Below are 21,387 nucleotides of genomic sequence, written 5' to 3' on the forward strand. Positions count from 1 at the left end.
CGGCGATGGACGCGCCCCAGCGTGACCCGGGTCAAGACGCGGCACTGGTGCCGGGCACTGGTGCCGCGCGGCACTGGTGCCGGAGTCAGCCGGCAAGGGGCACTGGTGCCGGAGTCAGCCGGCAAGAGTTGGCGGTTCGGACGCGCCGCGGCCGTTGGTTCGTTCTACGGACCCTCGAAGTGCGACTTTCCCACGAACGTCACGTTGCGTCCTTGGTACTCGACTTGCGTAGCGCCCAGGCATGGCCCGAATCCCGCGCTTCGCGCTGGTGGAGCGCGACTCGAGCAATCACTGCACCTGGCGCGCGCACGATTTCGAGCACGTCCTCGAGGAGGCCGGCGCGACGGACAAGTTCCTCGAGCTGCTCGGTCGCTACAAGGAGAAGTACGGGGTCGAGATCAACTCGTACTGCCTGATGGGCACGCATCCGCACGTCACGTGCACGACGAGGCGCGATCAGGAGCAGTTCAGCCGGTTCTGGCAGGTGGTGAACGGGCAGTTCGCGCGCTGGTACAACAAGCGACGCGAACGGCGCGGCCAGGTGGTCATGGAACGGATGCGTTCACCGCGGATCCAGGCCGAGGGCGCGCATCAGCTGACCGTGATGCGGTACGGCGACCTCAACCCGGTCCGCGCAGGTCTGGTGAAGAGTCCGAAAGACTGGAAGTGGTCGAGCTACCGGCACTACGCCTTCGGTGAGCCGGATCCGCTCATCGATGACGCGCCGGAGTACCTCGCGCTCGGAAAGACCGGGCCGCAACGCCGGAAGGCCTACCAGGCGCTGTTCGCGCTGCCGCTCTCGGAGTCGCTGCGCACGAGGCGGATCGACCTGGTCGAGTATCCGTTCGTCGGCGACGCCCACTGGGTGATGCATCGACTGGACGTGGCCGGGCTATCGCCTCCGGATTGATCGGCGCTCGTCCGCTCAGCGAGGCAGAACTCCGCCTGCTCCCGAATGGCTTGGAGCGGGGCGCGAGCATTCCATGAATCGCGTCCATGGCCGGAAGGCCGTGCGCCCTTTCGCTGAGTGGTGCTGGTGATCGGGCGTGGCTCTCCGGCCAGCAGCATTCACTTCGGGCGTCGGCGGCGGGCATTGCAGGTGAACACCCGCAGCACCGACTTCAAGCTGCTGATCCGCCGCGTGCTTTGCTCCGGCACCGAGTCCGTGATCCGAGCGGGGCCGCGGTCTTGGTAGCCGGAAGTCTGCACGTCGGGCCCATCCTCAGCTCGAACGGAGCTTCGACGGGTGCTGCACCGCTGGCGCCCGCGAGTGCGCTTGCGGCCCGGACGCACCCACTCACCGTCCTCGTCGTCCTCGTCGTCTGGGACAGCGGCGGGCGCAAAGCACAGATCACCATCGCTGAGGCCGACGCGGCCACCGGCTACGCCCGCGAAAACGTGGCCGCCTGTGAGTCGAAGATCGCGAAGCTCACCGCCGAGGCCGCCGCCGCGGTCGAGATCGTGGAGCGGATCGAGGTGCTTCCCGAAGTCTCGACCGCCGAGGTGGTGGAGGCGGAGAACGCCCGCCGCGCCGCCCGCCGCCTGTCCGCCGAGCGCGCCGAGGTGGAGAACGCCCTCGTTTCATTGCGTGCCCGGCTGGAGGCGGCCGAGCGCACCGGCCACGCCGCCCGCATGCACGCCGCGGCCGCCGAGGTTACCGGCGCCCCTCGTCCCCGCGCTTGATAAGGCTACGGGGAAGGCGCTCGGGAAGCTGCGCCCGATCCTCGCCGCGATCCTCGACCGCGCCGCCGAGGTCCACGCAGAGGCCCGGCTCGCCGACCTCGCCGAGCCCGGCCTTCCCGACCTCGCGCAGTTCGTGGTCGAGAAGGTGAGGCCCGCCGGGGACGATGCGGCCACGCTCGCCGCGCTAGGCGATGTGCTGGACGACATGGCCGAGATCGAACGCCTCCGGGCGGAGGACCGGCAACGCCAGCGCGAGGCGGAGCGCGAGGCCGTGAGGGAAGCGGCGGAGCGGGCCGCCTGGGACGCGCTCCCGCTCGCCGAGAAGGAGCGGCGGAGGCTCGCCGCCTTCGACGCGGCGGTGGACGAGCTGCGCCAGATCCACCCCGGCTACTCGACCGATGCCGCGCAACGCATCGTGGCCGCCCGGCCGGAGTGGGCCGGCTGGAATCCGCACGACGGGGAGCGGCCGGACGACGTGATGACGCCGGGCGGGTTTGAGGATCGCGCGGGCATCACCGGCCGGCTCGCAGCGGAGGCCGAGGCACAGCCGGCGGCCGACTTCGACCCGCTGTCCGACTTCGCCGCCGGGCGGTAGCGGTGGACCGCTTGCCTAGAAAGAATGTGGTCACACGCGTATCTCTGCTGCGGCACAGTCGTTTCAGGGACGCATCGCCGTGGCAGGGTGCGCGAGAGGGTGCGGAGGGGCCGGGAACTGTGCTTCCTCCGCCCCGTCCGCTCACCTCGCGGGTGGGGTCGCGGACCTTCGGGCGCCGCGCCCAGCTCGCACCGGATCCCGAGCGCGCCGCCGGCCTGGGAGCGCCGGGGCTCGCGCCTCACCACCCGCACCACCGGGCGCTCGACTCGGCCGCGCTGCGGTCGCGGTCACCGTCGCCGAGCCTCGGCCCCGGATCGTCGCCGCGTCCGCCATGGATTCACGCACCGTGTTGGGTCCCCCTTTCACGATGCGCGGGGGTGGGGTGGCACCCCCGACCCCGGGGATTCCTGTCCGTCGCGCCCGGGGGGACCCCAACGCCCGGCGCTGAACGAATCGTGAACCTCGTTTTGATCAACTGAAAGGAAACCCGCCATGAGTGACACCCCGAGCCCCGACTACGGCATCACCGCCACCACGTCCGCCGCCAACCTGAGCGAAGCGGACCTTCGCGCCGCCTTCCCCTCGTCGTATCGGGACGGGCCGCCCCCCGCTGCGGCGGCGCAGCCCGCGCGCGAGCGGGCCGTGCTCCCCTCGGTCGCCGCGCCGCTCCCGGAGTCGGAGGACTCGCTCCGCGCCGCATTCCCGTCCTCGTACAAGGACGTGCCGCCCCCCGCCGCCCCCGCGGCAGAGGCCGCCCGGCTCGACCCGGCCACCTCCGCGCCGGTCCCCGCGCCCGCAGGGTCGGAGTCCCCGCCGGCCGAGCCGCACACACTCACCACCTCCGGCCTGGAGATCACCGTCCCCGCCGGCCTGGAGCTGGACCCGGCCTCGGCCGAGGCGTTCGACGCCGCCGCGGTCGATCTCGGACTCGACGCGAAGGGCGCCCAGCGCCTCGCCGACATCCACCATGAGGCGATCACCGGCCTCATGGCGGAGGCCGACGCTGCGTGGGTCAGCCACTACGGCCGAGTGGCGCGCAGCGGTGGAGAGCGACCCGGAGATCGGCGGAGCCACGTTCAAGGAGAACGTGGCCGTAGCCCGCGGCGTGATCGAGCGCTTCGGCTCCCCGGCGCTGCGCCGCGCGCTGAACGAGACGGGGCTCGGGAATCACCCGGAGTTGGTGTTGCCTCATGGTGCGGGTGGGGAGGGCGCTGGGCCGGCGCGGCCGGTAACGGGGCGCGCTTGACGGATGGCAGTCGGACTCTACGATTGCCTGAGGAACGACGCTCGGGCTGCGCTGGGCCCGTGAAACCTGGCGGTGTCGATCACCCAGCCTAGTATCGACGCGCATCACGCTGCGGCCGAAACCCCGCCGAGTTTGGACACTCGGCACGGCGCCAGTACGCTGTGAGGCTGTTGGAGAGAAGAAAAAGGGCCCGCACCAACGGGCCCTCGTAGTCGCAGCGAACAGGGAACCTGCTTGCCGCTCTAGCAAGGTGGAGGGTCGCCTTCCTCCGCCTTTGTGTCAAGCAGGCTTCCCGCACATCACTCGAAGTGCGAGCGCGTGAGCGATCACACGCTGGAGGCGGAGCTATGCTTGATGAGGAAGGTATCGAGGGGGACGCGGCCCAACTCCTCCTCTGGGACCCGATGCCAGACCCGCTGCCTGACCTTCGCGGCCCGTTCGCCCCCCACCCGGCAGGCGGAACGCGGTGGCAGAGGTGGATCGCCGCGCAGCCGCCGGGACCTCTGCTCTGGGGTATGCCGGAGTGCTGACTCGGGGCTGCCCGAACGCCCTCGATTCGCACCCTGAAACGCACCCCGACGCGCACGATGCGTAAAAAATCGAAGCCCCCGGACTGTCGCTTTCGCGTGCAGTTCCGGGGGCTTCGGAAGTCGGGGCGACTGGATTTGAACCAGCGACCACTTGCACCCCAAGCAAGTGCGCTACCAGGCTGCGCTACGCCCCGGGAACTGCGGGGACGGACTAGGTAGCACCGCGAAACCCTTGGGTCAACCGGGATCCGGCGGGACGGACGGGCCCTGCCTCCCCCGGTGGCGGGCGGTGGCGCGGCGTCACTTCACCAGGGCGGACACCTTCTTGAACTCGGGGGTCCCGGCCTGGTGGAGGAGATCGAACAGCGCGGTCTCCGCCGTCGTGACGATGGCGCCGGCCTCGCGGCACAGCTCGAGGCCGACCCGGCGGTGCTCCTCGGTGCGGCTCGACACGGCGTCGGCGCAGACGTGCACCTCGTAGCCCATCTGCACGAGGTCGCGCGCGGTCTGGAACACGCACACGTGCGTCTCCATCCCGGTGATCACGACCTGCCGCCGGCCGGTGGCCTCCAGCGCGGCGGCGAAGGCGGGGTCGGCGCCGCAGGAGAAGTGCACCTTCGCGAGCGCGGGGGAGGGGAGCAGGCGCGCGAGCTCGGGGAGGGTCGCCCCGAGGCCCTTGGGATACTGCTCGGTCGCGAGCACGGGGACCCCGAGCGCCTTCGCCCCCTCGACGAGCGCGGTCGCGTACTTCACCACCCGGGCCAGCGCCTCCGCGGGCATGGCGGGGGTGAGCCGCTCCTGCACGTCCACGAGCAGCACGGCGGCGGTGCGGCGGTCGAGCTTCACGGTTCGTGACATGGCGGCGGGCTCCTCGGTCGGGTTGGACGGGCGGGGGCCCGGCGGGTGGCGAGACGACGACGCCCCGCGCACCATGGGCACGCGGGGCGCGGGACGGCGTCCGCCGGCGGCGGCTACTTGCGGAACCGCGACAGCTCGGCGGTCAGCTCGCCGAGCGACGGGAACGTCTTGTCGGGGTGGATCGTCGCCAGCTTCGCGTAGTTCTGCTCCTCGGTCTCGGTCCGGTTCGGATCCGGGACGCAGCAGTCCACGGGGCACACCGCGGCGCAGGCCTCCTCGCCGTGGAACCCGACGCACTCGGTGCAGAGGTCGGGGTTGATGACGTAGATGTCGTCGCCCTGGCTGATGGCGCTGTTCGGGCACTCCGGCTCGCACGCGCCGCAGTTGATGCATTCCTCGGTGATGAAGGTGGCCATGGGACTCTCCTCGGCGTTCCGCCGCTGGCGTGTTCGAAGACGCTCGATGCTACCGCCCGCGAGCGGATTCCGCCTAGGGCCAATCGCCTCGGCGTGCGTCCCTGGCGGGCGGGAACGAAAAGAGCAGCGCCCACGGGGGCGCTGCTCCTCGTCAACACGCCTGTGCCGCGGTTGCTTCCGCGGCGGCCGCGGCTACTTCACGCAGCAGTCGACCGGGCAGACGCCCGCGCACGCCGGCGCGTCGTGCACGCCCTGGCACTCGGTGCACTTGGCGGCGTCGATGACGTAGATGTCGTCACCCTGGCTGATGGCGGTGTTCGGGCACTCGGGCTCGCACGCGCCGCAGTTGATGCACTCCTCGGTAATCTTCAGGGCCATGGTCTTTCTCTTCCTCTCACGAGCGCCCGGCGGGCGGGTGGACGGGGACGCTTATCCGATCCCGGACGGGGTCGAGTCAAGTCCAGGCAGCCGAATTTCTTAGGGAAAAATCGGACCGTTCCGGTCGACTTGGCCCCGGGATCAGGACCGGTCCGGTCCGTGATCCCCGCCGGCGGCGCGCACGTGGCGGCGATCCTCCTCGACCTCCGCGGAGATGCGGGCCATCACCGACAGTGCAGCGCCGAGCAGCCCGGCGGCGCTGGTGGCGAGCAGGCCGAGCAGCCGGTCGCGCCGGGCCGCCGCCATCTCGAGCGCGAGGGTCCTCCGCCGGTCGAGGGCGATCCGCTGCCGCTCGGCGTGCTCGCCCTGGAGCGTCTGGACGAACGCCCGCCCGGCCTCGCGCGCCTCGGCGTCGGCGCCCTGGAGCGCGCGCTCCAGCGCCGCCATCCGCCAGGTCGCGTGCAGGGCGACGCCGAGGCCGGCCAGGGCCACCGGGACGCAGAGCAGAAGGATCTTGATCCTGGACATTGTCGGCTTGACTGCCCTGCGCGAGCCGCAGGATACCGGGCGGCGGAACCCCCGGCAAACGGACGTCAGCCCACACATGGCCAAGCCCTACGACCCGAAGGACTTCTACTACCGCAAGGCGAAGAAGCAGGGCCTGCGCGCCCGCTCGGCCTTCAAGATCGAGGAGATCCTGCACCGCCACCGCCTGCTCGGGCGGGGCGACGCGGTGCTCGACCTGGGCGCGGCGCCGGGCGGGTTCCTGCAGATCCTGGCCGAGGCGGTGGGCGAGAAGGGCGTCGCGGTCGGCGTGGACCTCGAGCCCATCCGCAACCTGGGCAAGCGGTGGGTGCGGACCGCGATCGTGGACCTGCTCGCGCCGGACGCGCTCGACAAGATCCGCCTGCTGCACGACGGCCGCTTCCGCCTGGTCACGAGCGACATGGCGCCGAAGACCATCGGCATCAAGGTGACGGACGAGGCGCGCTCGCTCGAGCTGGTCCGGATGGCGCTGTCGGTCGCGGAGCAGGTGCTCGTGCCGGGCGGCGCGTTCGTCGCGAAGGTGTTCATGGGCGGCGACTTCCCGGCGCTGAAGCGCGAGCTGCAGGGGCGCTTCGCGGCGATGCACGTGATCCGGCCGGAGGCGGTGCGCGAGTCGAGCTACGAGGTGTACGTGCTCGGCACCGGCTTCCGAGGGCGCGCTGCGGCGGTCGCGCCGGCCGCGGTGAAGGCGGAGGCGCCGAGGGCGCCCGCGCCGCCGGAGCAGGCTGCCGCGCCGGAGGAGGCCACGGCGCCGGCGACGCGCGCCGCGAGGCAGAAGCCGGCGCCCGCGAAGAAGCCCGCCGCCGCGAAGCGGCCCGCGGCGAGGAAGCGGGCCGCGAAGAAGCCGGCCAGGCGGGCGTGAACGGCGCGCGGTTCGGCGTCCAAAATTCGGCCGGGATCCGCTAGTCTGCCCGGCGCCATGCAGAACCTCCTCGAAGCCCTCGTCCCGCGCAGCCTCGTCCACGACCAGACCCCGGGCCTCCAGGCCCGCCTCGCCCAGGGCCCCATCACCGGCTACGTCGGCTTCGATCCCACCGCCGACTCGCTGCACGTTGGCCACCTGCTCGCGGTCATGTCGCTCGCGTGGCTGCAGCGCTGCGGCGGCACGCCGATCATCGTGGTGGGCGGCGGCACCGGCATGGTCGGCGATCCGAGCGGCAAGCGCTCCGAGCGCCCGGTGCTCTCGGTGGAGGAGATCGACCGGAACGTGGCCGCGATCCGCGCGCAGCTCGAGCGGTTCGTGTCGTTCGAGGGCCAGAACGCGGCGCGGGTGCGCAACAACGCCGACTGGCTGCGCTCCATCGGCCTGATGGAGTTCCTGCGCGACGTCGGCAAGCACTTCACCGTGAACTACATGCTGGCGAAGGACTCGGTGAAGGGCCGCATGGAGAGCGGCATCTCGTTCACCGAGTTCTCGTACCAGCTCATCCAGGCCTACGACTTCTGGCACCTGTTCCACGCCGAGCGGTGCGAGCTGCAGATGGGCGGCAGCGACCAGTGGGGCAACATCACCGCCGGCGCCGAGCTGGTCTCGCGCAAGGACGGCGCGAGCGTCCACGGGCTCACGTTCCCGCTGCTCACCACCGCCTCGGGCACCAAGTTCGGCAAGACCGAGGGCGGCGCGGTGTGGCTCGACCCGGCGCGGACCTCGCCGTACAAGTTCTTCCAGTTCTGGCTCAACACCGACGACCGCGACGTGGAGCGGCTGCTGAAGTTCTTCACGTTCCTGTCGCTCGACGAGATCGCCGCGCTGCTCGCCGAGCAGGCGCGCGACCCGGGGAAGCGCCCGGCGCAGCGCAGGCTGGCCGAGGACGTCACCGCCCGCGTGCACGGGCCGGACGTCACCCGCAGCGTCATCGAGGCGAGCCGCATCCTGTTCGGCGGCACCGACCTGCGCGCCGCCGGCGTGGACGTGCTCGACGTGCTGGCGGGCGAGATCCCCTCCGCGACGGTGACCGGCGACGAGCTGGCCGCGCTCACGGTCGCCGACCTGCTCGTGAAGGTCGGCCTGGCCGCGTCGAAGGGCGAGGTCCGGCGCGGCGTGGCGGGGCGCGGGTTCTCGCTGAACGGGGCGGTGCTCGAGTCCGGCGACGCGAAGGTGGCCGCGGGCGAGCTGCTCGCCGGCGGCTACGCGCTGCTGCAGAAGGGGAAGCGCAACTACGCGCTCGTGAAGGTGCGCTAGCGGTCCCGCCCCGCGGCGCGCCGCCGCCGGCTCACTCCTCGAGCTTCTCCTGCACCCGCGCGATCGACCGCGCGCGGCCGGTCGCGTCGTCGAGGTCCACGATCGCGCCCTGCAGGTAGACCTCGCGCCGCGCCGGCTCGAAGCCGACCGGGCGCTGCGTGAGGAAGCGCTCCAGCACCAGCTCCTTCTTCACGCCGATGACGGAGTCCCACGGCCCGCACATGCCGACGTCGGTGACGAAGGCGGTGCCGCCGGGGAGCACGCGCGCGTCGGCGGTCTGCACGTGGGTGTGCGTGCCGAGCACCGCCGAGACCTTGCCGTCGAGGAACCAGCCCATGGCGTTCTTCTCGCTGGTGGCCTCGCAGTGCATGTCCACCAGGATGCACGTGACGCCGTCGGCCCGGAGCGCCTCGACCTCGGCGAGCGCCGTGCGGAACGGGTCGTCGAGCGTCTTCATGAACACCCGCCCCTCGATGTTCACCACGCCGAGGCGCCGGCCGTCCGGGGTGGAGGCGATGCCGCGGCCGCGACCGGGCGAGCCGGGCGGGTAGTTGGCGGGGCGCAGGAGCCGCGACCCGGGCGCGTCGAGGTAGGGGACGATCTCGCGCTTCGACCAGATGTGGTTGCCGCTGGTGAGCAGGTTCACCTCGGCCGCGAGCAGCTCGTCGGCCGAGTCCGGGGTCACCCCGACGCCCCCGGCCGAGTTCTCGGCGTTCGCCACCACGAGGTCGATCGCCTCGCGCACGATGAGGCGGGGGACGATCCGCTGGATCGCCTGGCGGCCGGGCTTGCCGAACACGTCTCCGAGGAAGAGGACTTTCAAGGTCGGGGATCCCTCGCGCGCGGAGCGCGCGCAGTCAACCGCTTTCTCGCTCGAAGCGGAGCGTCCGGGCCTCGGTCACGAGCGCGTCGAGCGCCGCGTCGTGCGGCTCGCGCGGGAGCGCGTCCACCACCTGCACCTCGAAGGCGACCCCCACGCGCGCCGCGCGCGGCATGGCTGCCAGCGTCGCGTCGTAGTAGCCGCCCCCGCGCCCGAGCCGCAGCCCGTCCCTCGAGAACGCCACCCCGGGCAGCACCACGCAGTCCACCTCGCCGGGCTCGACGAGCGGCGCGTCCTCCGGGGGCTCGAGCGCGCCGAGGGGGCCGCGCACGAGGTCGAGCGGCGTGCAGCGCGCGAAGGCGAGGCGGCGATCGCCGGCCCGGACCTTCGGGAACACCGCGCGGCCGCCGGCGAGGCGCGCACGCTCCGCGAGCGCGAGCACGTCCACCTCGCCGCCGAGCGGCGCGTACAGCGCGAGCGTGCGGGCGCCCGCGACGAGGTCGAGCGCCTCGAGGCGCGCCAGGATCTGGCGGGATGCCCCGGCGCGCTCGTCCTGGCCGATGCGGGCGCGCGCGCCGATGAGCGACCGTCGCAGCGCGCGCTTGCGGTCGGAGGGGATGGCGGGATCGCTCACCGCGCCGGTTCTCCCCTCCGACTGGGCAAAAAAAAGCCCCCCGCGTGGGCCGTGTGGCCCGGTTGTTTGAACCTGTATTTCTACAGGTGGGGCACCCGGTACGCCAGCGTCCGTAGGCTTCTCCCTCGCTTCAGGGAGCTTGCTCATGGACGTGGGCGGGCACTCCGCTTTGGACAAAGTCGGCCCAAACGACGCAAGGCCAATCACGAGCCCGGCAGGGGGTACAGCTCAAGCGCGCGGTCAAAGAGCTAACTCCGCGTAACCATGCGGGGTTTTACGTGATGATCCTAGGCTCGGAGGGCGGGGCTGTCAAGCCGTGTGGAGGGCCAGGCGGGGGCGCCGCCCGGCGGTGGAACGGCCTGATCTCGGGCCGATCCGGCGCCGCCGCGGCGGGCGCGCGCATTCGCCACGGGGTCACCCCGTTCACGCACCGTGCGTACGGGCCGGGGCCCGCCTCCCGGCCCGGGTCCCGTGCGCGCGGTCGCCCCGCCGCCCCGCGCGTGCTGTAGAACAGCGGCCCGATGGCGACCGCGCTCGACCGCTTCCGCATCCAGGGGCTCATCGGCCGCGGCGGCATGGCCGAGGTCTTCCGGGCGGTCGCGCTGGAGGGCCCGCTCGCCGGCCAGACGGTGGCGCTGAAGCGGCTCCGGCCCGAGCTGGCCCGCGACCCCGGCTTCGTGGCGCTGTTCGAGCGGGAGGCGGCCGTCACGCGGCGGCTGCGGCACCCGGGCATCGTCGAGGTGCTCGAGACGGGCGTGGCCTCGGGCGCGCCGGTCATCGTGATGGAGTACGTGGACGGGCGGAACCTGAAGGAGATCCTGGCCCGCTGCGCGGAGCGCGGGATCCTGCTGCCGGTGGACTTCGCCGCGTACGCGGCCCAGGTGCTGGCGGAGGCGCTCGCGCACGCGCACGCCGGCGTGGACGCGGCCGGCGCGCCGCTCGGCATCGTGCACTGCGACGTCTCGCCCTCGAACGTGTTCGTCTCCCGGCTCGGCGAGATCAAGCTCGGCGACTTCGGCGTGGCGCTCACGCCGGGGGCGGCGGGCGCGCCGGGGCCGGGCGCGCTCGGCAAGGTGCAGTACCTCTCGCCCGAGCAGCTGCGCGGCGAGCGCCCCACGCCCGCGTGCGACCTGTTCGCGCTGGGCGCGGTGCTGTTCGAGCTGCTGACCGACCGCCCCGCGTTCCCGGGGCGCGACGTGAACGAGGTGGGGCGGCGCATCCTGGCGGGCGAGGCGCGCGCGCCCTCGTCGCTGCGGCCCGAGGTCCCGGCGGCGCTCGACGCGCTCGTGCTCCGCTGCCTGGCCCGCGATGCGGCGCGGCGCCCGGCCAGCGCGGCCGCGGCGGCGGCCGAGATCGCGGCCCTGTACGATCCGGCGGTGGGCACGCCGCTCGCGATCGCGGCGGTGGTGCGGGGGCTGTTCGGGGCCGCCTAGCGGCGCGCTACGCGGGGCCGGCGATGGCGCCGCGCACGCGCGCCGCGAGCGGCGGCACGATCCGGAGCGCCGCGTCCACGTCCTCGGCGGTGGTGGTCCAGCCGAGCGAGAGGCGCAGCGTCGCGCGCGCGTCCGCGTCCGAGAGGCCGAGCGCGAGCAGCACGCCGGAGGGCCTGGTCGAGCCGGAGTGGCAGGCGGAGCCGGCGCTCGCGCACACGCCCTCGAGGTCCATGGCCATGAGCAGCGCCTCGGCGTCGCAACCCTCGAACGTGATCGAGAGCGTGCCGGGCAGGCGCGGGGCGCCGGCGCCGTTCACCCGCGCGCGCGGCACCGCGGCGAGGAGCCCGGCCTCGAGCCGGTCGCGCAGCGCCGCGAGGCGCGGGCCCTCCTCGGCCACCGCGGCGACGGCCGCCTCCAGCGCGGCGGCCAGGCCCGCGACGCCGGGCAGGTTCTCGGTGCCCGCGCGGCGGCCGCGCTCCTGCTCGCCGCCCAGCACCGGCGCGAGCGGCAGCCCGGGCGCGACCCACAGCACGCCGGCCCCGCGCGGCCCGCCGAACTTCTGCCCGGTGAGCGCCACCAGGTCCGCGCCGAGCGCGCGCACGTCGAGCGGGATCTTCCCGGCCGCCTGCACCGCGTCGCAGAAGAACGGGGCGCCCGCGTCGCGCGCCGCCGCGGCGAGCTCCGGCACCGGCAGCACCCCCCCGGTCTCGTTGTTCGCGCGCATGGCGCAGGCGAGCGCCACGTCGGGCCCGAGCGCGGCCCGGAACGCCTCCGGGTCCACCTGGCCGCGGCGATCCACCGGGACGACCGTGAGCGGCGTGCCCGACCGCTCGAGCGCGCGCGCGAGCGAGAGGACGCAGGGGTGCTCCACCGCCGTGACCACCAGCCGCCGCCGCCCGGCGGGCGCGGCCCCGAGCACGCCGCGGATCGCGAGCGCGGCCGACTCGGTCGCGCCGGAGGTGAACACGATCTCGGCCGGCGCCGCGCCCACCGCGCGGGCCACCCGCTCCCGGGCGCCGTCGAGCAGGTCGCGCGCGGCGCGGCCGGCCGCGTGGACGGAGCTCGGGTTGCCGAACACCTCCAGCGCGTCGCGCACCGCGGCCTTCGCCTCGGGGCGCATGGGGGTGATGGCGTTGTGGTCGAGGTAGATCACCGGCGCTCCGGCCGGCCCGGCAGGGCAGGGCAGGCTAGACGAGCTTCTTCGGCTTGCGCGCGCGCACGCCGAACGCGTCGAGGAAGTCCTTCACGACCTCCTCGCGCAGCTTGCGGTTCGCCGCGGCGCCGAGCCCCTTCACCGGCAGCCGGGCGCCCGCCATGGTGCCGTGGCCGCCGGCGGAGCCGCCGCGGGCCTCGATGACCTCGCGGATGAGCCGCCCCGCGTTCATGCGCCGGTCGGTGGTGCGCACCGAGAAGAACAGCGCGTCCTCGTACTGCGCGAACGCGAGCGACCACTTCATGTCCTCGAGGTACATGAACCGCTCGGCGATCTCCGCGACCATGTCCGGCGTGTAGATCGTGCCGAGGTCGCAGATCACCACCTCGCCGTAGACCTGCGCCCGCTCGATGGCGGTGTGGTACAGGCGGAAGTAGTCCTCGGGCAGCAGCGGGTGCTCGATGGCGCCCAGCGCGTCCTTGTCCGTCATCGGGAACAGCCACAGGTACGCGTCCACGTCGGTGGGCGTGGTCTGCCGGCCCAGGTCGCGGGTGTCGGCCTTGATCCCGTAGAACAGCGCGGTGGCGAGGCCGGCGGGCACCTTCAGGCCGCTCGCGCGGAAGTACTCCGCGAGCACGGTGGAGGTGGCGCCGATGGGGCCGCCCACGTCCGCGATGGGCGCGAGGTGCGAGTCGGGCCGCTCCGGGTGGTGGTCGATGACCACGTCGGGGAAGTGGCGGGCCGGGAGCGAGTGGTTCCCCTGCTCCGGCTGCGTATCGACCATGCAGATGAGGTCGTAGTCGTCGAAGACCACGCGGGCGATGGGGACCACCGGCAGCTTCAGGACCTTGATGAGCGCGCGGTTCTCGGCGCGCCCCACGATGCCGCCGTACGCGACGATGGCCTCGACGCCGGCGAGCTTCTCGAGCAGGTAGGCCAGCGCGACGCCCGCGGCGATGGAGTCCGGGTCCGGGTTGTCGTGCGTGAGGATGAGCGCGCGCTCGTGCGAGCGGGCGTACTGGACGAGGCGATCGAGCTTGGCGCGGGGCGACTCGCCACCGCGCGGGTAGAGCGTCATCCGGGCGGCGCGGACCTCCGGGCGGGTCCGCGGTTTCTGCGGCTCGTCGGGCGGCTGGCGCATGGGAAGATGGACCTTCATCGGCGTACGAGGCCGCGGAGGACCTCGATGTTCTCCTTGAATCGCGACTCGGTCTCCACGAACCCCGGGATCTCCGCGAAGCGGGGGTCGTTCACCAGGCGGCGGAAGGGGCCCAGCCCCATGGCGCCCTGCCCGATGTGCTCGTGCCGGTCCACCCGGCACCCGAGCGGCTTCTTCGAGTCGTTGAGGTGGAACGCGCGCACGTTCGAGAGGCCGACCACTCGGTCGAGCTCCTCGAAGGTGCGGTGGTATCCCTCCTCGGTGGTGAGGTCGTAGCCCGCCGCGAACAGGTGGCAGGTGTCCACGCAGACGCCGGTGCGGCGGCGGGCCGCGCCGGGGATCGCCTGGCGGATGGCCGCGATCTCCTCGAACCGCCAGCCCAGGCTGGAGCCCTGGCCGGCGGTGGTCTCGACGAGGAGCTTCGCCTTGCCGGGGACCTGCTCGATGGCGCGCTGCATCCCCTCCGCCACGAGCGCGATGCCCTCGGCCGCGTTCTCGTGGCTCCCCGGGTGGAAGATCAGCCCCGGGATGCCGAGCCGCTCGCAGCGGTCCAGCTCGTCGGCGAGCGCGTCCCAGCTCTTCTTCCGGAGGTCGCGGTCGGCGGCGGCGCTGTTGATGAGGTAGGAGGAGTGGGCCGCCACCGGCTTGCGGGTGCGGCGGGCCTCGCCCTGGAACCGCTTCACCTCGTCGGGCTCGAGCGGCTTCGCCGCCCAGCCCCGCGCGTTGCGGGTGAAGATCTGCAGGCAGTCGGCGCCGTCGGCCTCGGCGCGCGCGAACGCGGTCGAGACCCCACCGGCGATGCCTTCATGTGCACCCAGGAGCATAGGGGGGCGTAGCTATACAATAGCCGGCCCCCGCCCCGCCATGCTCGGACGGCCGCGGGCGGGGGGAGCCCCAAAATCCAGTGCTGTCGGCAGGTTGCACGCGGATCGTGCGCTCGGAGCCCCCCGTGCGCCGGGTGCCGGCGCACAGGAGAGGCCCATGTGCGTCACCCGATCGGGGCGCACACCTGCGTCGCGTGATCGCCTAGCGGGCGGCCTTCCGGGCCCGCGGCGCCTCGGCGAAGTACTTCTCGGCCTGGGTCAGCGCGTTGTCGAGCGCCTCCATGGTCAGGTCGCGCAGGATGGTGTCGGGCAGCCGCAGCGACTCGTAGTACCGCTGGCGGTCGGTCGCGTGGACGATGACCGGCAGCTTGTAGCCGGCGTGCAGCAGGACGAGGTTCGCGAGCAGGCGCGCCACGCGGCCGGAGTTCTCGGTGAACGGGAACACCTGCATGAAGCCGTGGTGCAGCTTGCAGGCCTGCTGGATGGGGTGCGCGTTGCGGAAGTCGGCGCCCTCCGTGGCCTCGAGCAGCTTCTGCAGGGCGGGCTGGATCTTCGGCGGCTGCGCGATGTCGTGGAAGTACGCGCGGTGGAGCGGCATGTCCTTGCGGTACTCGGCGACGCTCCGGCCCTCGATCCCGTGGCCGAGCGTCTCGTACAGCTTCTTCACCGTGGTGAGGTTGAGCTTCGGCTTCTTGGCCGCCGCCTCCTCGCGCACCAGGTCGAGCGCCACCTTGTGGTTGCGGATCTCCTGGAGCGCGCTCACGAACGTCACGTCCGCGAGCGGCGCGTTCGCGAGCGCGGTGGCGAGTTCCTGGCTCGAGTACACGACGCCCTCGAGCGCGTTCTCGTGGTAGAGCCACGACAGCTCGTACCGGGCGAGGAAGTCCTGGACGATCTCGGGATCGCCGCGGAGGCGGTCTGCGAGATCCTCCATGCGATCGTCGATGTCGACGTATCGGGTCCGCATCTTGGGTGCTCCTCTGCGCGAGGGGGATCGGCCCGGGGCGTCAGCGCACGGAGCCGGTCGAACCCTTCGGCATCTCAGGCGATTTCCTTGGTGGGCCCCACGGAAAGTCCGGGGAATCTAGCCGAATCGTTCGCGAAAGGTCAACGGAATTGCCCTTCGGCGGATGGAACCGGCTGGGGGGGAGGTTTGTTCCGTCGCCGGCGCGCGCGAGGGCCGTCCCCCGGGGGAAAGCACCCGGAAAACGGCCCTCGTGTCGGGCGGATGTACGGTCGCTCGCCGGCGGGGCCCCTGTTGGGGCCCGATCGGGCGGCGCAGATCCCTAATAGGGCGTGAGCCACTCGCGGTGCTTCGGGTCCGCGCCCCCGACCGCCTTGAAGAACGCCTCCGAGATCCGCTTCGTCACCGGCCCGGGCTCGCCCTTGCCGATGCGCCGGTTGTCGAGCTCGCGGACCGGGGTGACCTCGGCGGCCGTGCCGGTGAGGAACAGCTCGTCGGCGAGGTAGGCCGTGTCGCGGGTGAACTTCTCCTCCTTCACCGGGATGCCCAGGTCGCCGGCGAGGCGGAGCACCGCGTTGCGGGTGATGCCGTCCAGCACCGGGGAGGAGAGCGGCGGCGTCTGCAGCACGCCGTTCTTCACGATGAACACGTTCTCGCCCGAGCCCTCGGCCACGTAGCCGTCGGCGTCGAGCAGGATGGCCTCGTCGTAGCCGGCGAGCGCCGCCTCGCGGGTGGCGAGGAACGAGTTCACGTACTGCCCGGACACCTTGGCGCGCACCATCTGCCCGCCGATGTGGAGGCGGGCGATGGACGAGACCTTGGCGCGGATGCCCTTCGCCATGCCCTCCTCGGAGAGGTAGGCGCCCCAGGGCCAGGCCGCGACCAGCACCTGCACCGGGTTCGGCGCGCCGACGCCCATGGAGCCGGCGCCGAAGAACGCGAGCGGGCGGATGTAGCCGGCCTTCAGGTGGTTCGCCTTCAGCACCTCGACGCAGGCGCGCTCGACGTCGCCGGGGGAGAACGGGATCTCCATGAGCATGATCCGCGCCGAGTCGAACAGGCGCTGGATGTGCTCGTGCAGGCGGAACACCGCCGAGCCCCCGCCGGCCTGCTCGTAGGCGCGGATGCCCTCGAACACGCCGATGCCGTAGTGGAGCGCGTGGGTGAGGACGTGGACCTTCGCGTCCTCGAAGGCGACGAGCTTGCCGTCGAGCCAGATCCTGTCCGCCTTGATCATCGTGGCCCTTCCGAGGTTGGTGGGAGTGGGTCGACGAACATGCCCCAACGGGCCGCGGGATTCAATCGCACCGTGCGCGCGGGGCGCGGCGCGGGCGCGCGCTCAGGCGAGCGGCGGGAAGGGCCGCACCATGCGCGCGACGAACGGCATGTCGGGGTGCAGCTCGGCCTTGCCGGTGTGGATGGCGTGCCGCAGCTCCTCCTGCGACGGCACGATCTCCACCGGCGAGAGCACCTTCTGGAACGAGCGGTGGTGGTGCGCGAACGGCCGGTTGCGCGTCACGTTCTGCGCCGCGAGCTGCTCCAGGCCGAACCAGAGCGGCTGGGAGAGCTTGGGCGCGAACCCCTCCAGCGCCAGCACGAACGCGTTCCGCGTGCCGATGGCGCCGCGCTGCACCGTGGACCAGGCCGCCCGCGCCGGGAGGTTGTCCACCAGCCCGCCGTCCACCAGCCGGAACACGTCGTGCTTCTCGAGCAGGGCGCCGAGCAGGCGGTGCATGCGCTCGTCGTCGCGCAGCACGTCGTAGTGGATGACGCCGGGCAGGGCGGAGGAGAAGCCCACCGCGTCGATGGCGTCGAACGCGTGGGTCTCGGCGTCGGCGCCCAGGTAGATGCGGGCGAACCGGTCGCGCTGCACGATGAGCTCGCCCACCGCCTGGAGCACGTCGGAGAACATGCGGGTGAGCGCGCTGGGGCGCGGCGCGCGGGCGTCGAGGTCGAGCAGGTGCTCGTAGTAGCCCGGGTCGCGCGGGAGGGCGCCGTTGCGGATCCCGGTGACCGCCACCACCAGCGGCACCGCCAGCTGGCCGAGCGTGAGCGGGTGGCCGTCGGGGCCCTTCAGGAACTCGCCGATGGCGGCCCGCAGGTACAGGCGCAGCGCCGCCGGCAGGCCGTAGCGGTTCCCGGTCTGGAGGAAGCGGAACAGCGTCCGGAACGAGAGCCCGCTCAGCGCCTCGTCCACGTCCTCCGGGTTCCAGCGCGCGCGGCGCGCCCGGAACAGGAGCAGCACCGAGCCCATGCTCGTGCCGGCGAGCAGGCGCGGCACCAGGCCGTACTGTTCCAGCAGCGCGAACGCGCCCAGGTACGACCAGGCCACGCCGCCGCCGCCGCCGCACACCAGCACCAGCGCCTTCTCGCAGACCTCGCGGTCGAGCGCGCCCGGCGCGAGCCGCCCCTCCGCCGCGGCCACGGCCCGCGCCCGGAACGCGCGGGCGCGCAGCGACAGGTTCGGCACCATCCCGGTCGCCGCGGCGCGGTCGGGCCCGCCCGGCGCGAGCAGGGCCGAGACGAGCGGGCGCACGTCCTCGCGGAACGGCGCGAGCGCGGGCTCGACGTCCACCTCGCCGCCGTCCTGCGCGCGCACCCGGCCGACCCGCGCCAGGTTGAGCGCGTAGCGCAGCGCCGCCTCGTCGCGCTCGGACAGCCACGCGGGCGTGCTCACCACCGAGCGGACCAGCGCGGCCTCGGCCTCCTCGAACGGGCGGATGGCCTCGTGGTGGAGGTCGAGCGGATCTTCGGGCGGCGCGGGGCGCATCGGGGGCGCGCGCATTCTACGCCGCGGCCCCGACGCCGCCGTACCCCACCTCGGCGCACCCGGCCGTCGGGGGCGGGCCGCGAGCGCCGGCTAGCGGACGACGTCCTCGAACGCCTGGCGCACCGCCGCGGTCACCCGCGCGTACTCGGCCAGGAAGCGCGCGCCCGGCTCGGCGCCGTAGTAGCCGAGCCGCCGCGCCAGCTGGTGCAGCGGCGGCCCGCTCGCCGGCAGGTGGTCGATGGTGAAGTCGTGCACGATGCGCAGGCGCAGCTCCACGTGCCGCAGGAACTCGTACCCGCGCGCGAGCGCCTCGTGCTCGGCCTCGCGCAGCAGGCCCGCGGCGCGCAGCGCGCGCAGCGCGACCGGCGTCGAGGGGGTGCGGATGGAGGGGTGGTCGTGGCCGTGCGCGAGCTGGAGGAACTGCGCCGCGAACTCCACGTCCACCAGGCCGCCGCGCCCGGTCTTCGGGTTCTTGCCGTGCGACGCCTCCCGCGACAGCTCCGACTCCATCCGCTCCCGCATGCGCCGGATCTCGGCGGCGAGCGCGGCGGGGTCCTCGCGCCGGCCGTACACCGCCGGCACGATGGCGCGCGCGCTCACGTCGTCGAACAGCGCGCGGTCGCCGGCCACGAAGCGGGCGCGGAGCAGCGCCTGGCGCTCCCAGAGCTGGCTGCGCACCGCGCCGGCCGCCCCGTCGCGCGCTTCGCCGCCGGGGAGCGCCTCGCCGGTGTGGTAGCGCACGAAGCCCTCGGCGCCGATCACGAGCGCGCCCTGGTTGCCGGAGGGGCGCAGGCGCGTGTCGATCTGGTACAGCCGCCCCTCGCGCAGCGGCATCTGCAGGAACGACATGAAGCGCTGCGCCAGGCGGGCGTAGCGCTCGAAGCCGGGCTCGGCGCCGCCGGGGTACAGGAAGATGAGGTCGAGGTCGGAGTGGTAGCCGAGCTCGCGCCCGCCCAGCTTCCCCATCCCGATGACGCAGAGCCGCCCGGGCGGCAGCACGCCCTTGGCGCGCGCCTCGTCCTCGGCCAGCGCGAGGCACGCCTCCAGGCACGACTCCGCCAGGTCCGAGAGCTGGCCCGCGACGCTGGGCAGGTCCACGGTGCCGGCGATGTCGTGGATGGCGACGCGCAGCACCTCCTCGTTCTTGTAGCGGCGCAGCTCGCCCAGCTCGTGCTCCAGCAGGTCGTCGAGCGGCAGCGCGCGGTCCACCGCCGCGAGGCGCTCGCGCACCTCCGCGCGCAGCTCGTCGAGCGTCTTCTCCAGCACCACCTGGTCCTCGCGGAGCAGCAGGTCGATGAGCTCGGGGTGGCGCAGGAAGCGCTTGGAGAGGAAGTCGGAGGTGCCGAACAGCGAGAGCAGCAGCCGCGCGATGCGGCGGTGCTCGGCCAGCATCTTGAAGTACGGGGCGGGGTTGCGGAGCGCGGCGGCGAAGTCGGCGAGGTGCGAGAGCGCCTGGTCCGGGTCGGGCGTGCCGAGCGCGTCGGCGAGGAGCGACACGGCCGCGGCGGGATCGCCGAGCTGCGAGAACGGCGTGCGCCGCCGCGCCATCGAGTCGATGGCGGCGATGGCGCGATCCGGGTCGGCCAGGCCGCGGCGGGTCGCGATGGCGGCGCGACGATCGGCGGGCACGTCGGCGTCGGCCAGCAGCGCCAGCTCGGGGTCGAGCGGGGCGGCGCCGGCGCCGGTCCCGAGCAGGCCGGCGAAGTGGCGGGCCACGCGCTCGCGGTGCTCCGAGAGCACCGCCTCGAACGCCTGCTCGGAGGCGTAGCCCATGGCGCGGGCCAGGCCGGTCCGCTCGCCGGGGGGCGGCAGGCGCTGGGTCTGCGCGCCGTCCACCATCTGGACGCGGTGCTCGGCGCGGCGCAGGAACAGGTACGCGTCGGCCAGCTCGTCGCGGTCCTTCGCCGGGACCACGCCCGCGAACAGGAGCCGCTCCAGCGCCGGCAGCACCGCGCGCTCGCGGAGCGGCCGCCCCTCGTCGCGGCCGCCGTGCAGCAGCTGCAGCGCCGAGACGAAGAACTCCACCTCGCGGATCCCGCCGCGGCCCAGCTTCAGGTCGTCCTTGCCCTCGGCGCCGGCGCGGGCGTCGATGCGCGCCTTCATCGCCTGGATCTCCGCGACCACGTCGAGGTCCAGGCTGCGTCGCCACACGAACGGCTCGAGGTGCCGGACCAGCTCGTCGCCCACCGCGAGGTCGCCGGCGCCGGGGCGCGCCTTCACCAGCGCGTTGCGCTCCCAGGTCCGCCCGAACGCCTGGTAGTAGTACTCGGCGGCCGGGATGCTGTTCACGATGGGGCCGCTCCGGCCGTCCGGCCGGAGGTTCAGGTCCACCCGGAACACGAAGCCGTCCTCGGTGGGCTTGGCGATGGCCTCGGTGACGTGCTCGGCGAGCTTCGCGTAGTACGCGAAGTGCGTGAGCGGCTTCGGCCCGTCGGTCTGGCCGTCGTGGCCGTAGACGTAGATGAGGTCGATGTCGGAGGAGAAGTTGAGCTCGCGCGCGCCGAGCTTGCCCATGGCGACGGCGCAGAACCCGGCGCCGGCCTCGCGCCCGGCGAGGCCGGCCGGCGCGCCGTGCCGGGCGCGCAGGCGCCGGTCGTGGAAGCGGATGGCGGCGTCCACGCAGGCGCAGGCGAGCGCGGACAGCTCGGCGGTGATCTCCTTCACCCTCGCCCGGCGCAGGTCCCGGAGCGCGATGCGGACCACCTCGCGCGCGCGCAGCCGGCGGAGCAGGCGGTGGAAGCCGTCCACGTCCTCGGGATCGAGGCGGCGCGCGGTGCGGGAGAGCACCCGGCGCAGGTCGGCCTCGGTGCGCGGGCGGAGCAGGTGCGGCGAGCGGGCGGCGCGGCGGAGCAGGCGCGGGTCGCGCGCGAGCAGGGCGGAGACCAGCCGCGAGCCGCCGCAGAGCAGCGCGAGCGCCTCCAGCAGGTCCGGCTCGGCGGGCAGCGCGCCGGCGCCGTCCACGTACCGCTCGATGCCGGCGAGCGCCAGGTCCGGATCCGGCGCGTAGGCGCAGGCCTCGCGCACCGCGGCGATCCGGCCGGGGAACTTCTTCTCGAGGCGGGCGAGCCGCTCCGGGGACTCCGGGGCGCGGGGCTCGAGGGGCGGCAGGCCGGGGATGGCGTGCGAGGTGGGCATCGGCCGGCCATCATAGCGCCGCGCCGGGGCGCACCCCGCCGGATGCGCACGCCGCGCTGGC

At 73.4% G+C, this 21,387-nt stretch carries 19 protein-coding genes, 1 tRNA gene and 1 other RNA gene; 6 read left to right on the forward strand and 15 right to left on the reverse strand.

From position 1 onward, the window contains the following. The first annotated feature begins 241 nt into the window (after positions 1-241). The 3 genes from ADEH_RS05310 to ADEH_RS05320 all read left to right on the forward strand — a co-directional run bounded on the left by ADEH_RS05310 (position 242) and on the right by ADEH_RS05320 (position 2,278). The gene (locus tag ADEH_RS05310; RefSeq protein ID WP_011420094.1) at positions 242-910 is read left to right on the forward strand and encodes a transposase; all 669 of its coding nucleotides are present in this window, start codon (positions 242-244) and stop codon (positions 908-910) included. 86 nt (positions 911-996) lie between these two features. Further along, positions 997-1,683, forward strand: coding sequence for a hypothetical protein (locus tag ADEH_RS05315; RefSeq protein ID WP_011420095.1), 687 nt, complete (start codon positions 997-999; stop codon positions 1,681-1,683). Next, the gene (locus ADEH_RS05320; RefSeq protein WP_041453337.1) at positions 1,589-2,278 is read left to right on the forward strand and encodes a hypothetical protein; all 690 of its coding nucleotides are present in this window, start codon (positions 1,589-1,591) and stop codon (positions 2,276-2,278) included. Before ADEH_RS05315 ends, ADEH_RS05320 begins: the two co-directional genes overlap by 95 nt. 1,896 nt (positions 2,279-4,174) lie before the next feature. On the opposite strand, the gene ADEH_RS05330 is transcribed toward ADEH_RS05320, so the two are convergent. The 5 genes from ADEH_RS05330 to ADEH_RS05350 all read right to left on the reverse strand — a co-directional run bounded on the left by ADEH_RS05330 (position 4,175) and on the right by ADEH_RS05350 (position 6,234). Next, a tRNA-Pro gene (locus tag ADEH_RS05330) sits at positions 4,175-4,248 on the reverse strand. Positions 4,249-4,354: 106 nt separating this feature from the next. Next, positions 4,355-4,912: a hydrolase gene (locus ADEH_RS05335; RefSeq protein WP_011420098.1), complete on the reverse strand. Its 558-nt coding sequence runs from the start codon at positions 4,910-4,912 to the stop codon at positions 4,355-4,357. Positions 4,913-5,025: 113 nt separating this feature from the next. Further along, positions 5,026-5,328, reverse strand: coding sequence for a YfhL family 4Fe-4S dicluster ferredoxin (locus tag ADEH_RS05340; RefSeq protein WP_011420099.1), 303 nt, complete (start codon positions 5,326-5,328; stop codon positions 5,026-5,028). Between the two features lie 192 nt (positions 5,329-5,520). Continuing rightward, entirely contained in the window at positions 5,521-5,706 is a 186-nt protein-coding gene (locus ADEH_RS05345) for a YfhL family 4Fe-4S dicluster ferredoxin (RefSeq protein ID WP_011420100.1), read from the reverse strand. Between the two features lie 141 nt (positions 5,707-5,847). After that, complete coding sequence (locus ADEH_RS05350) at positions 5,848-6,234, reverse strand: hypothetical protein (RefSeq protein ID WP_041453339.1); 387 nt, start codon at positions 6,232-6,234, stop codon at positions 5,848-5,850. 76 nt (positions 6,235-6,310) lie between these two features. Between ADEH_RS05350 and ADEH_RS05355 the strand changes: the two genes are divergently transcribed. Together ADEH_RS05355 and tyrS are read left to right on the forward strand one after the other, a co-directional pair. Next, positions 6,311-7,114, forward strand: coding sequence for an SAM-dependent methyltransferase (locus tag ADEH_RS05355; protein WP_011420101.1), 804 nt, complete (start codon positions 6,311-6,313; stop codon positions 7,112-7,114). A 57-nt stretch (positions 7,115-7,171) separates the two neighbouring features. After that, complete coding sequence (tyrS, locus tag ADEH_RS05360; protein ID WP_011420102.1) at positions 7,172-8,434, forward strand: tyrosine--tRNA ligase; 1,263 nt, start codon at positions 7,172-7,174, stop codon at positions 8,432-8,434. A gap of 31 nt (positions 8,435-8,465) precedes the next feature. Here tyrS and ADEH_RS05365 read toward each other — a convergent pair whose 3' ends face one another. The 3 genes from ADEH_RS05365 to ssrS form a co-directional block, all read right to left on the reverse strand. Continuing rightward, positions 8,466-9,257, reverse strand: coding sequence for a TIGR00282 family metallophosphoesterase (locus ADEH_RS05365; RefSeq protein WP_011420103.1), 792 nt, complete (start codon positions 9,255-9,257; stop codon positions 8,466-8,468). A gap of 34 nt (positions 9,258-9,291) precedes the next feature. Continuing rightward, on the reverse strand, positions 9,292-9,888 hold the full coding sequence (locus ADEH_RS05370) for a 5-formyltetrahydrofolate cyclo-ligase (protein WP_011420104.1): 597 nt from the start codon (positions 9,886-9,888) through the stop codon (positions 9,292-9,294). A 33-nt stretch (positions 9,889-9,921) separates the two neighbouring features. Continuing rightward, a non-coding RNA gene (ssrS, locus tag ADEH_RS22720) (6S RNA) lies at positions 9,922-10,112 on the reverse strand. Between the two features lie 297 nt (positions 10,113-10,409). Here ssrS and ADEH_RS05375 point away from each other — a divergent pair. Beyond that, complete coding sequence (locus ADEH_RS05375) at positions 10,410-11,321, forward strand: serine/threonine-protein kinase (protein ID WP_011420105.1); 912 nt, start codon at positions 10,410-10,412, stop codon at positions 11,319-11,321. A gap of 7 nt (positions 11,322-11,328) precedes the next feature. Here the strand turns inward: ADEH_RS05375 and ADEH_RS05380 are convergent, their stop codons facing one another. The 7 genes from ADEH_RS05380 to glnE form a co-directional block, all read right to left on the reverse strand. Continuing rightward, positions 11,329-12,474, reverse strand: coding sequence for a cysteine desulfurase family protein (locus ADEH_RS05380; RefSeq protein ID WP_011420106.1), 1,146 nt, complete (start codon positions 12,472-12,474; stop codon positions 11,329-11,331). Between the two features lie 34 nt (positions 12,475-12,508). After that, positions 12,509-13,633 (reverse strand): DHH family phosphoesterase, encoded by a 1,125-nt coding sequence (locus ADEH_RS05385; protein ID WP_041453340.1) that lies wholly within the window; start codon positions 13,631-13,633, stop codon positions 12,509-12,511. Then, positions 13,630-14,457: a deoxyribonuclease IV gene (locus ADEH_RS05390; RefSeq protein WP_011420108.1), complete on the reverse strand. Its 828-nt coding sequence runs from the start codon at positions 14,455-14,457 to the stop codon at positions 13,630-13,632. Before ADEH_RS05390 ends, ADEH_RS05385 begins: the two co-directional genes overlap by 4 nt. A gap of 202 nt (positions 14,458-14,659) precedes the next feature. Then, positions 14,660-15,391 (reverse strand): Fic family protein, encoded by a 732-nt coding sequence (locus ADEH_RS05395; RefSeq protein WP_232287434.1) that lies wholly within the window; start codon positions 15,389-15,391, stop codon positions 14,660-14,662. Between the two features lie 352 nt (positions 15,392-15,743). Continuing rightward, positions 15,744-16,658, reverse strand: a complete 915-nt coding sequence (locus tag ADEH_RS05400) for a branched-chain amino acid transaminase (protein WP_011420110.1) — start codon at positions 16,656-16,658, stop codon at positions 15,744-15,746. Between the two features lie 102 nt (positions 16,659-16,760). Beyond that, positions 16,761-18,206: a patatin-like phospholipase family protein gene (locus tag ADEH_RS05405; RefSeq protein ID WP_011420111.1), complete on the reverse strand. Its 1,446-nt coding sequence runs from the start codon at positions 18,204-18,206 to the stop codon at positions 16,761-16,763. A 75-nt stretch (positions 18,207-18,281) separates the two neighbouring features. Beyond that, positions 18,282-21,326, reverse strand: a complete 3,045-nt coding sequence (gene glnE / locus ADEH_RS05410) for a bifunctional [glutamate--ammonia ligase]-adenylyl-L-tyrosine phosphorylase/[glutamate--ammonia-ligase] adenylyltransferase (RefSeq protein WP_011420112.1) — start codon at positions 21,324-21,326, stop codon at positions 18,282-18,284. Between the last annotated feature and the right edge of the window lie 61 nt (positions 21,327-21,387).

Source organism: Anaeromyxobacter dehalogenans 2CP-C (genome assembly GCF_000013385.1).
In the GTDB taxonomy this organism is placed as follows: Bacteria; Myxococcota; Myxococcia; order Myxococcales; family Anaeromyxobacteraceae; genus Anaeromyxobacter; species Anaeromyxobacter dehalogenans_B.